We start from the raw sequence: 10,464 nt of genomic DNA on the forward strand, positions 1-10,464 counted from the left end.
CCCCACCGCCGACGCCACCCAGCAACGCAACAGGCAGCCGCTCAAAGCAACAGGCGTGCCATCAACCCGCGAACAGCGCTGGCCCCCTGATCAGACTTGGGTTCTCGTGGTCGTTGCAACGCCTGGGTTGTTCGGGGTTGTGATGTTCGAGATCCGGGAGGATCGGTCGAGGCGTGGGCGGCTGGATCGGGAACGGGCCGCCTATCTTGATCTTGTGGCGAGTGGTGTGAGCAGCCGGGAGGCGTGCCGGGTCGTCGGCGTGAACTACCGGACCGGAAAGCGGTGGCGTCACGGCAGGCCGCGGTCGAGATGGAACGCGGCGTCGCCGCCCATCACCGAGGCGGCGGCGCCTGTGCGGGGCAGGTTCTTGAACGAGGACGAGCGGATCGTGATCGCTGACCGTCGCCGGGCGGGTGTCTCGATGCGGCAGATCGCGGCCGAGCTGGGCCGGGACTGCTCGACTGTTAGCCGGGAACTGCGGCGCAACGCTCACGAACACTCCGGCGACTACCGGCCTCACGCCGCCCAGGCTCGTGCCCTGGCACGCCGGCCACGGCCCAAGATCGGCAAGATCGCCGCGAATCCCGTGCTGCGCCAGCCGTCCAGGACGGCCTGGACCAGAGATGGAGCCCGGAACAGATCGTGAAACGCTTGCGCCGCGACTTCCCCGATCGCCCGGAGCTGCACGTGGTCCACGAGACGATCTATCAGGCCCTCTACGTCCAAGGACGCGGTGAACTGCGCCGCGAGCTCACCGCCGCGTTGCGCACCGGGCGGGCGCTGCGCCGCCCGCGCCGCCAGGCCCAGCAGCGTGTTCCGCGCATGGCCACCCCGATGGTCATGATCAGCGAACGGCCCGCCGAAGCCGAGGACCGGGCGGTCCCCGGACACTGGGAAGGCGATCTGATCATCGGCAAGGACAACAAGTCCGCCATCGGCACCCTGGTCGAACGCGTCACCCGCTACGTCCTGCTCGTGCACCTGCCCCACGGCCGCACCGCCGACACCGTCCGCGACGCCCTGATCGACACCATGAGCGGCCTGCCCACGCACCTGCGCAGATCACTGACCTGGGACCAAGGCGCCGAAATGTCCGGCCACGCCGGGTTCACCATCGCCACCGACATCCCGGTCTACTTCTGCGACCCACACTCACCCTGGCAACGCGGCAGCAACGAAAACACCAACGGCCTGCTACGCCAATACTTCCCCAAAGGCACAGACCTCTCCGTCCACAGCCGCGAACACCTCGAAGCCGTCGCCGTCCAGCTCAACGGCCGCCCACGCGAAACACTCGGCTGGGACACCCCAGCCGAACGCCTCGCTAAACTTCTGACCGACGCCAGTTGATCATTCGCGTTGCGACGACCCCTGGAATCCACCAGATTGCCGGGGGTCTGGGGGCAGAGCCCCCAGGGGAAGCACTCAAAGCAAAGGTGGCCGCCCGCAAGGTGACCCACGCAAAGGTCGCCCCACACCAAGGCAGCCCACCGCAAAGGTCAGCCCCATGCACTGGTCGCCCCACGCCAAGGCAGCCCCACGCAGACGTCAGCCCACGCAGACGTCAGCCCATCGCAATGCTCGCCCCACACCAGGTCAACCCCAACACAAAAGCCAGCCCAACCCCAAAGATCAGGAAGACAACGTACGAACCCGCCGAGTCGCCTCAGCCCGAGCCGCCAACTCCCCATCCCCGGGGAAATCCACCCGAACCAAACACAACCCGTGCGCAGGAGCCACGGTGACCCCGCTAGCACGCCCGTGAAGCGACAAAAGGGAGGCAGGCCACCCAGCCACCTTCCGCCCCTCCCCGACAGCCAGCAACGCCCCGATCAACGACCGAACCATCGAGTGGCAGAACGCATCAGCGGACACGAACGCCGTGACAACCCCGTCGACCTCGGACCGCACCAGCTCGAGCCGCTGCAGCTCCCGGATCGTGGTAGCGCCCTCGCGCCGCTTGCAGAACGCGCAGAAGTCGTGCTCCCCCAGCAACAACCCAGCGGCAACGTTCATGGCGTCGACGTCCAGAGGACGAGGCCAGGCAAGAGTGTCCAACCGCCGCAACGGATGCGCCCCGAACTCGGCGTCCGCAACGCGGTACTCGTAGTGCCGCCGCAACGCCGAGAACCGGGCGTCGAAGGCAGCAGGCACCACGCGAGCACCGAAAACCCGAACATCCGCGGGCAATGCCCGAGCCAACCGCTTCGGCAGGCCGGCAACATCCACGGACACGGGCAGATCAGCGTGAGCGACCTGTCCGGAGGCGTGCACCCCGGCATCGGTGCGCCCGGCCACCGTCAACGACACGTCCTCCCGCAACACCATGGAGAGCGTGTCCTCGAGGACCCCGCACACGGTCCTGCGAGACGGCTGCCGAGCCCACCCGGAGAACTCGGTCCCGTCGTACCCCAGGTCGAACCGAACACGAACGAGCCCGCCGCCCCCGGAACCGGGAACGACGGGCTCGTCAGCGTTCAGACTCAGGACTTGTCCTTGGCGGACTCGTCCTTGGCCTCGGCGTCCTTCGACTCCTCGGCCTCGACGGCCTCAGCGGTCGGCTCGCCGTCAACCTCGACAGCGTCCTCGGCCTTGGTCTCGTCAGCGTCAGCCTCGACGACAGCCGCGGTCTCAGCCGGCTTCTCGTCCTTGGCGAACTTGGTCTTGCGCGCAGCCTCGGCCTCGGTGGAGACGAGCTTCTGCTGCACCAGCTCGATGATGGCCATGGGGGCGTTGTCGCCCTTGCGCGCCAGCGTCTTGGTGATGCGGGTGTAGCCACCGGAACGGTCGCTGAAGAACGGACCGATCTCGGCGATCAGCTTGTGCACGACGTCCTTGTCGCGGATCACCTTCATGATCTCGCGACGGTTGTGCAGGTCGCCGGCCTTGGCCTTCGAGATGATCTTCTCGGCGTACGGACGCAGCCGCTTCGCCTTGGCCTCAGTGGTCTTGATCCGGCCGTGCTGGAACAGCGCCGTCGCCAGGTTGGCGAGCAGCAGCCGCTCGTGCGCCGGAGACCCACCGAGCCGTGGGCCCTTGGTAGGGGTGGGCATCGCTTACTCCTGTAACTGAAAGAGATCCTCTAGCTCTGAGTCAGAGCGTCAGAGCTGCTCGGTCTCCGCGTAGTCCTGGCCGTCGTCGTGCGGGTCCAGGCCAGTGCCGGCGCCCCAGCCCGTGTCACCGGGGTGGTAGTCGGCAGCAGCCGCGGACGGGTCGAACCCAGGAGGCGAGTCCTTCAGAGCGAGGCCGAGACCGACGAGCTTCATCTTGACCTCGTCGATCGACTTCGCACCGAAGTTGCGGATGTCCAGCAGGTCCGCCTCGCTGCGCGACACGAGCTCGCCGACGGTGTGGATGCCTTCCCGCTTGAGGCAGTTGTAGGACCGGACGGTGAGGTCCAGGTCCTCAATCGGCATCGCGAACGCGGCGATGGTGTCAGCCTCGGCCGGCGACGGGCCGATCTCGATGCCCTCGGCGTCGATGTTCAGCTCGCGAGCGAGACCGAACAGCTCGACCAGGGTCTTACCCGCGGAGGCAACGGCGTCCCTCGGAGTGATCGAGGGCTTGCTCTCCACGTCGAGGATCAGCTTGTCGAAGTCCGTGCGCTGCTCGACACGAGTCGCCTCGACCTTGTACGTCACCTTGAGAACCGGCGAGTAGATCGAGTCGACGGGGATGCGGCCGATCTCGGCACCCGCCTGCTTGTTCTGGACAGCCGGGACGTAGCCGCGACCGCGCTCGACGACGAGCTCGATCTCCAGCTTCCCCTTGCCGTTCAGGGTCGCGATGTGCAGGTCGGGGTTGTGCACGGTGACACCGGCCGGAGGCACGATGTCGCCCGCGGTCACCACACCGGGGCCCTGCTTGCGCAGGTACATGGTCACCGGCTCGTCCTCCTCGGACGAGACGACGAGCTCCTTGAGGTTCAGGATGACGTCGGTGACGTCCTCCTTCACCCCGGGAACCGTGGTGAACTCGTGCAGCACGCCGTCGATGCGGATGCTCGTGACAGCAGCACCGGGGATCGACGAGAGCAGCGTGCGGCGGATCGAGTTGCCGAGCGTGTAACCGAAGCCCGGCTCCAGCGGTTCGATGACGAACCGGGAACGGGTCTCGGAGACCGCTTCCTCGGCGAGCGAGGGGCGCTGGGAAATCAGCACTGGGTTCTACCTTTCGACAACGACGCCCACTATTTGACGCCGTCAACAACGGCCGGTCGCGTTGACCGGCAAACGCACTCGGCACACCCTTCGCGCCGATGCGGGACCCGACCCGAGCCACCGTCCCAGAAGGACGGTGGCTCGGAGAGGATCACTTCGAGTAGAGCTCGACGATGAGCTGCTCGGTGACAGGCGTGTCGATCTGCGCGCGCTCGGGCAGCTGGTGCACGAGGATGCGCAGGTTCGAGGACACGACCTGCAGCCAAGCGGGAATCGGCCGGTCACCGAAGGACGCGCGCGCAGCCTCGAAGGGCAGCGTGGGCATGGACTTCGGCTTCACGTCGATGATGTCGAACTTCGACACCTGGAAGCTCGGGATGTTGACCTTCTGGCCATTCACGATGAAGTGACCGTGGCTGACCAGCTGGCGAGCCTGGCGACGCGTGCGGGCGAGGCCTGCGCGGTACACCACGTTGTCGAGGCGGGCCTCGAGGATCTGGAGCAGGTTCTCGCCGGTCTTGCCGGGGCGACGAACCGCTTCCTTGTAGTAGCGCACGAACTGCTTCTCGAGCACGCCGTAGGTGTAGCGAGCCTTCTGCTTCTCCTGGAGCTGCAGCAGGTACTCGGACTCCTTGACCCGGCCACGGCCGTGCTGGCCGGGCGGGTACGGACGGCGCTCGAACGCCTGGTCCCCACCAACGAGGTCAACCTTCAGACGACGCGAGATGCGCGTCGCGGGTCCCGTATAACGAGCCATTAGTTCTTACTCCTCCCCGTGCCTCAGACCCGGCGCCGCTTGGGCGGGCGGCAGCCGTTGTGGGGCTGCGGGGTCACGTCCTGGATGGTGCCGACCTCGAGACCGGCGGCCTGCAGCGAACGGATCGCGGTCTCACGGCCGGAGCCGGGACCCTTGACGAACACGTCCACCTTGCGCATGCCGTGCTCGGCGGCCTTGCGGGCGGCGTTCTCGGCAGCCATCTGCGCCGCGAACGGCGTGGACTTGCGCGAGCCCTTGAAGCCCACGTGGCCGGCGGACGCCCAGCTGATCACGTTGCCCATCGGGTCGGTGATCGACACGATGGTGTTGTTGAACGTGCTCTTGATGTGCGCCTGGCCGTGCGAGACGTTCTTCTTTTCCTTGCGCCGGACCTTCTTGACCCCGGCGCCCGTACGGGACTTGGGTGGCAAAACGAACTCCTAAGTTGAGGGCAGTAGACGCGAGGTCTTACTTCTTGCCGGCCTTCTTCTTGCCGGCCACGGTCTTCTTCGGACCCTTGCGGGTACGGGCGTTCGTCTTGGTGCGCTGTCCGCGAACGGGCAGGCCACGACGGTGCCGAAGACCTTCGTAGCAACCGATCTCCATCTTGCGACGGATGTCGGCCGCGACCTCACGGCGAAGGTCACCCTCGACCTTGTAGTTCGTCTCGATGTGGTCCCGCAGCTTGGCGAGGTCGTCGTCCGTCAGATCCTTCACCCGGAGGTCCGGGGAGATCTCCGTGGCGGCGAGCAGCTCCTTGGAGCGCGTACGACCGATGCCGAAGATGTAGGTGAGCGCGATCTCCATCCGCTTTTCGCGGGGGAGGTCGACGCCAGCGAGTCGTGCCATGTGGCGGTTAACTCCTGTCGATTACTTCCAGGTCTGCTCCTCGCCCAATTCCGGTGACTGACTCGCTGTGTGTCGTTCCGGCTGCTCTCACAACCGGTGTCCCGGCCCCGGCCTGGAAATCCGGGGGTGTCCGCACGCATGGAGCCCGTGCGGTAGGTGCGAGGAGTGTCTCGTTACTGCGTCATCGAAGATCTCGACGAGCGCGAGTGGAACTGCTCAGCCCTGGCGCTGCTTGTGGCGCAGGTTCTCGCAGATCACCATGACCCGGCCGTGACGGCGGATCACCTTGCACTTGTCGCAGATCTTCTTGACGCTCGGCTGAACCTTCACGCCTGAGATCTCCTGCTACTGGAGGTCACTTGTAGCGGTAGACGATGCGCCCGCGGGACAGGTCGTAGGGCGAGAGCTCCACGACAACCCGGTCCTCAGGGAGGATGCGGATGTAGTGCTGTCGCATCTTGCCGCTGATGTGCGCGAGTACCTTGTGACCGTTCTCCAACTCGACCCTGAACATCGCGTTGGGGAGCGGCTCGACTACGCGGCCCTCGACCTCAATGGCCCCGTCCTTCTTGCCCATGTCCTCCGCGTTTCGTGACGGTGATAAATACGTTTGGGCGCGTCCCAGCCCGGTTCGATCTCACCTGCGAGGGCATGACAGAACCGGCGCGACAGATGCGCCACCTGACCAGTGTACGCAGTTCACTGCGGCAACCCAAATCGGGTCCGCTCAGGACCCGCGTCGGGCCGCGCACCCCGTTCGAGCACGGGTCTCAGACGCGCGATGTCGTTGATCTCGGACTCGTGCCTGCCGAGCACCGACTTCAACGTCCGCAGGCGCTGGGCGGCGGCCCGCCACCCGTAGCCGGTGTCGTCAGAACACTGCTGAGCTGCGTTGTTGAGCGCGACGTCACCCGATCCGATGCCGTAGCTCTCAAGGCTCGGGTCACCGGGACCGCGCTGGGCGAACCCGGCCCGGTCGAGGCAGTGCAGCAACGTCGTCCCGTAGGACCGCGTCTCGGCGGCCTCCGGCCCGGACCGGAGCAGGACGTCCCACTCCCGGACCACGACGTCGTGCAGCACAGTGATGCGACTCACGGCGTCGACGTACTCCCACGACGCGGTGGCGCGGACGTTGCCGCCGCACCCGCCGTCGACGGGCTCCGGCGGGCTGACGAAGTTCGGACGCCGCACGACCACGTCGGAGAACGGCGGCCGGCAGCCTTCCGCCGCCGCGATGGCGTCGGCCAGGAAGATCCGGTCGGCGATCCGCTCCGCCGGCACGTCCTGGTAGGTCAGATCGGTGGCCGGCTTAGAGGCAGCACAGCCTGCTAGTGGAATCAGAAGGGCGGACAGGACGAAACGGGTTACCCCCACAATGCCCCCAAGCATTGGACTCGTTCGTCACCTCGACCGTATCGGCCCTGACAAACGAAATAGCCCCGTTCACCGAAGGGCGAACGGGGCCATGTCCAAACCGTTGGGGCTACTTGCTTTCCTCCGGCGCGGTGAGCACCCAGGGGCCGTCCTCGGTGATCGCGACGCTGTGCTCCCAGTGCGCGGCACGCGTGCCGTCGAGCGTGATGACGGTCCAGCCGTCCTCGAGCTCCTGGGAGTCGTCGGTGCCGAGCGTCAGCATCGGCTCGATCGCGATGGCCATGCCGACCTTGAGCCGCGGACCCTTGCCCGGCTTGCCGAAGTTCGGCAGGAACGGCTCCATGTGCATCTTGGAGCCGATGCCGTGGCCGCCGTAGTCCGCGACCACGCCGTACTCGATGCCGTCGCGCTCCCCCGACTCGATGGCCGAGGACTCGATGGCGAACGAGATGTCCGTGAGCCTGCCGCCGGCCACCGCGGCCTCGATGCCCGCGAGCATCGACAGCCTGGTCGCCTCGGACAGCTTGTGGTCCGCGGGAGACAGCTCGCCGACGCCGACCGTGACGGCCGAGTCGCCGTGCCAGTCGTCGAGGATCGCACCGCAGTCGATGGAGATCAGGTCGCCCTCGGCCAGCACCTGCGTCTTGCTGGGGATGCCGTGGACGATCTGGTCGTTCACCGACGCGCAGATGCTCGCCGGGAAGCCGTGGTAGCCCTTGAACGACGGGATGGCCCCGGCGTCGCGGATGGTCTGCTCGGCGATCTCGTCGAGCTCCCACGTGGACACACCGGGCTTCACCGCGTCGACGACGTTCTGCAGCGCCCGTGCCACGACCAGGCCGGAGGCGCGCATGGCCTCCAGCTGGCCGCGGGTCTTGATCTCGATCTTGCTCATGCCTTCACGATCTGTTGCACCGGTGACGACAGCACGGAGCCGCTGAAGCAGCCCGCCTGTCACTTCTCGTTCAGCGCGGCGAGCGCACGCTCGCTGATCTCGTCGATCTCACCGACGGCGTCGATGGAGATGACCTTCTCCGCGTAGTAGCTCAGCAGCGGCGCGGTCTCGTTGCGGTACACCTGCTGGCGGTGCCGGATGACGTCTTCCTTGTCGTCCGTGCGCCCGCGTGCGAGCAGCCGCTCCACCACGACGTCCTCGTCGACCCGGAACTCCAGCACCGCGTCGAGCGAGTGGCCACCGACAGCGAGGAACTCGCCCAGCTTGTCGGCCTGGGCGACGTTGCGGGGGAACCCGTCGAGCAGGAACCCGTCCGCGGCGTCGGACTCGGCCAAGCGCTTGCGCACCATCTCGTTCGTGATGGAGTCCGGCACGAGAGCGCCCTCGTCGAGGATGCTCTGCACCTCCAGCCCGAGCTCGGTCTGGTTGCTGATGTGTGACCGGAAGAGGTCGCCCGTCGAGATGTGCGGCACGCCGAGCTTGCGGCTCAGAACCTCGGCCTGGGTGCCCTTGCCCGCGCCAGGCGGGCCAACGAGAACGAGTCGCATCTAGCGGAGGAACCCTTCGTAATTGCGCTGCATGAGCTGGCTCTCGATCTGCTTCACGGTGTCGAGACCGACACCGACCATGATCAGAACCGCGGTGCCGCCGAACGGGAAGTTCTGGTTCTGGCCGTCGCCGGTCAGGTCCAGGAACAGGTTCGGCAGGATCGCCACGATGCCGAGGTAGAGCGAACCGGGAAGCGTGATGCGACCCAGGACGAACTTGAGGTACTCGGCGGTGGGGCGACCGGGACGGATGCCGGGGATGAAGCCACCGAACTTCTTCATCTCGTCAGCACGCTCGTCCGGGTTGAACGTGATGCCGACGTAGAAGTAAGTGAAGAAGACGATGAGCAGGAAGTACGTGGCGATGTGCACCCAGCTCGACTGCTTGACCAGGTAGGTCTGCACGAAGGTGGAGAACCAGTTCTGCTCGGTGGAGGAGCCCTGGGTCAGACGCACGATCAGGTCCGGCAGGTACAGCAGCGAAGAGGCGAAGATGACCGGGATGACGCCGGCCTGGTTCACCTTGAGGGGAAGGTACGTCGACGTACCGCCGTACATGCGGCGGCCGATCATGCGCTTGGCGTACTGCACCGGGATGCGGCGCTGAGCCTGCTCGACGTAGATGACGCTCGCGATGATGATGAGTGCGGCCACGACCACGAGGGTGAACGTGAGGGCGCTCTTGTCGAGGATGTTCTTGCCCTCGGCGGGGATGCGGGCGGCGATACCGGTGAAGATCAGCAACGACATGCCGTTGCCGATGCCCTTCTCGGTGATGAGCTCGCCCAGCCACATGATGACCGAGGTACCGGCGGTCATGGTGATGACCAGCACGATCAGCGTGAAGATGCTGTCCTTGCCAGGAATGACGTCCTGGTCGCACTCGCCGAAGAGCTGCCCGCGCACGGCCAGCGCCACGAGACCGGTCGACTGCAGGATGGCCAGACCGATCGTCAGGTAGCGCGTGTACTGCGTGAGCTTGCCCTGACCAGCCTGTCCTTCCTTCTTCAGCTGCTCGAACCGCGGGATGACCACGGTGAGGAGCTGGATGATGATGCTCGCGGTGATGTAGGGCATGATGCCCAGCGCGAACACGGACAGGTTGAGCAGAGCACCACCGCTGAACAGGTTGATCAGCGAGTAGATGTTCTGGCCTTCAAGCGCTTCAGCACACGCCCGCACGTTCTTGAAGGACACGCCCGGCGCGGGCATGGTCGCACCAAGCCGGTACACAATGATGATCCCGAGCGTAAACAGGATCTTCTTGCGTAGATCCGGCGTCGCGAGAGCCGAGCGGAATGCGCCGAGCACGCGAACCTCCTGAGCGTTGCCGACCCCCAGGGACCGGCACATGCGGTAGTTGGCAGGCCGAGTCAGGTAGCCACGACCAAGCAACCCGGAGGACATCCGGGTTCAGCCCGCGACTCTAACAGCCCTCCCCGACCAGGCCGTACCCAGTGGCCAATCACAGGTTCCAACCGGTTGATCTCTGACCGAACCACTAGGCCATCCGGGGTACCGCCTCCGGCAAATCCGTGCTACGAGCAGCAATTACGCCGACCGCGAACGTCCACACACACCTCAAAGTTCCCGCAAAAATCCCCGCAGAGCAGAACCCACCAGACACCCCAACCGAGACAGCAGTCGCACGCCCAGGGACGGCAACGCGAAGCCGAAGGCGAGCCCTCAAGCGATGCCGAAGGCGAGCAGTCTTTCCATAAGAGCCGGGCGGTGGGGTCCCATCACGAGTCGCGCCACAGCTCTTGCTGCATGCAGGTAGGGGTGGGGACAACTCACCCACGAGCAGGACTTGAACCCCCA

The 10,464-nt window shown here is 66.0% G+C and carries 12 protein-coding genes and 1 pseudogene; 1 reads left to right on the forward strand and 12 read right to left on the reverse strand.

The annotated features are described in order from the left end of the window. Positions 1–226: 226 nt before the first annotated feature. Positions 227–1,350, forward strand: a pseudogene (locus ACWF7A_RS43885) (IS30 family transposase). Positions 1,351–1,632: 282 nt separating this feature from the next. Here ACWF7A_RS43885 and truA read toward each other — a convergent pair. The 12 genes from truA to secY all read right to left on the reverse strand — a co-directional run bounded on the left by truA (position 1,633) and on the right by secY (position 9,954). Continuing rightward, a complete protein-coding gene (gene truA, locus ACWF7A_RS43890; protein WP_452256397.1) occupies positions 1,633–2,481 on the reverse strand; it encodes a tRNA pseudouridine(38-40) synthase TruA in 849 nt (282 codons plus the stop codon). 2 nt (positions 2,482–2,483) lie between these two features. Next, positions 2,484–3,053, reverse strand: coding sequence for a 50S ribosomal protein L17 (gene rplQ, locus ACWF7A_RS43895; RefSeq protein ID WP_452256392.1), 570 nt, complete (start codon positions 3,051–3,053; stop codon positions 2,484–2,486). Between the two features lie 48 nt (positions 3,054–3,101). Next, positions 3,102–4,160 (reverse strand): DNA-directed RNA polymerase subunit alpha, encoded by a 1,059-nt coding sequence (locus ACWF7A_RS43900; protein WP_030478322.1) that lies wholly within the window; start codon positions 4,158–4,160, stop codon positions 3,102–3,104. A gap of 151 nt (positions 4,161–4,311) precedes the next feature. Beyond that, positions 4,312–4,917 carry a 30S ribosomal protein S4 gene (gene rpsD, locus ACWF7A_RS43905; protein WP_452256393.1) on the reverse strand — a complete coding sequence of 202 codons (606 nt, stop codon included), beginning with the start codon at positions 4,915–4,917 and terminating at the stop codon, positions 4,312–4,314. Positions 4,918–4,940: 23 nt separating this feature from the next. Beyond that, complete coding sequence (gene rpsK / locus ACWF7A_RS43910; RefSeq protein WP_033436732.1) at positions 4,941–5,348, reverse strand: 30S ribosomal protein S11; 408 nt, start codon at positions 5,346–5,348, stop codon at positions 4,941–4,943. A 37-nt stretch (positions 5,349–5,385) separates the two neighbouring features. Continuing rightward, positions 5,386–5,766, reverse strand: a complete 381-nt coding sequence (gene rpsM, locus ACWF7A_RS43915; protein WP_045309821.1) for a 30S ribosomal protein S13 — start codon at positions 5,764–5,766, stop codon at positions 5,386–5,388. Positions 5,767–5,982: 216 nt separating this feature from the next. Next, positions 5,983–6,096, reverse strand: a complete 114-nt coding sequence (rpmJ, locus tag ACWF7A_RS43920; RefSeq protein WP_010148647.1) for a 50S ribosomal protein L36 — start codon at positions 6,094–6,096, stop codon at positions 5,983–5,985. Between the two features lie 25 nt (positions 6,097–6,121). Next, entirely contained in the window at positions 6,122–6,343 is a 222-nt protein-coding gene (gene infA / locus ACWF7A_RS43925) for a translation initiation factor IF-1 (RefSeq protein ID WP_005166804.1), read from the reverse strand. 122 nt (positions 6,344–6,465) lie between these two features. Beyond that, the gene (locus ACWF7A_RS43930; RefSeq protein WP_452256394.1) at positions 6,466–7,047 is read right to left on the reverse strand and encodes a hypothetical protein; all 582 of its coding nucleotides are present in this window, start codon (positions 7,045–7,047) and stop codon (positions 6,466–6,468) included. A 202-nt stretch (positions 7,048–7,249) separates the two neighbouring features. Beyond that, positions 7,250–8,035 carry a type I methionyl aminopeptidase gene (gene map, locus ACWF7A_RS43935; protein ID WP_452256395.1) on the reverse strand — a complete coding sequence of 262 codons (786 nt, stop codon included), beginning with the start codon at positions 8,033–8,035 and terminating at the stop codon, positions 7,250–7,252. 59 nt (positions 8,036–8,094) lie between these two features. Next, complete coding sequence (locus tag ACWF7A_RS43940; RefSeq protein WP_090074342.1) at positions 8,095–8,643, reverse strand: adenylate kinase; 549 nt, start codon at positions 8,641–8,643, stop codon at positions 8,095–8,097. Beyond that, positions 8,644–9,954 carry a preprotein translocase subunit SecY gene (secY, locus tag ACWF7A_RS43945; RefSeq protein ID WP_452256396.1) on the reverse strand — a complete coding sequence of 437 codons (1,311 nt, stop codon included), beginning with the start codon at positions 9,952–9,954 and terminating at the stop codon, positions 8,644–8,646. Positions 9,955–10,464 lie beyond the last annotated feature (510 nt).

Source organism: Lentzea sp. NPDC055074 (genome assembly GCF_053608005.1).